We start from the raw sequence: 561 nt of genomic DNA on the forward strand, positions 1-561 counted from the left end.
TGCTCCCACTGCTTGTACGTACACGGTTTCAGGTTCTTTTTCACTCCCCTCGCCGGGGTTCTTTTCGCCTTTCCCTCACGGTACTGGTTCACTATCGGTCAGTCAGGAGTATTTAGCCTTGGAGGATGGTCCCCCCATATTCAGACAGGATACCACGTGTCCCGCCCTACTCTTCGAGTTCACAACCTGTGCATTTTGGTGTACGGGACTATCACCCTGTACCGTCGGACTTTCCAGACCGTTCCACTAACACACAAGCTGATTCAGACTCTGGGCTGCTCCCCGTTCGCTCGCCGCTACTGGGGGAATCTCGGTTGATTTCTTTTCCTCGGGGTACTTAGATGTTTCAGTTCCCCCGGTTCGCTTCATTACGCTATGTATTCACGTAATGATAGTGTGACGAATCACACTGGGTTTCCCCATTCGGAAATCGCCGGTTATAACGGTTCATATCACCTTACCGACGCTTATCGCAGATTAGCACGTCCTTCATCGCCTCTGACTGCCAGGGCATCCACCGTGTACGCTTAGTCGCTTAACCTCACAACCCGAAGATGTTTC

The 561-nt window shown here is 51.9% G+C and carries 1 rRNA gene; it reads right to left on the bottom strand.

Annotated features, from left to right (window positions below):
- Positions 1-541: ribosomal RNA gene (locus OGX99_RS00855) — 23S ribosomal RNA — on the bottom strand; the annotation flags it as partial.
- Positions 542-561: the final 20 nt, after the last annotated feature.

The sequence above is a fragment of the Citrobacter sp. Cu096 genome, assembly GCF_030332285.1.
In the GTDB taxonomy this organism is placed as follows: domain Bacteria; phylum Pseudomonadota; class Gammaproteobacteria; order Enterobacterales; family Enterobacteriaceae; genus Citrobacter; species Citrobacter meridianamericanus.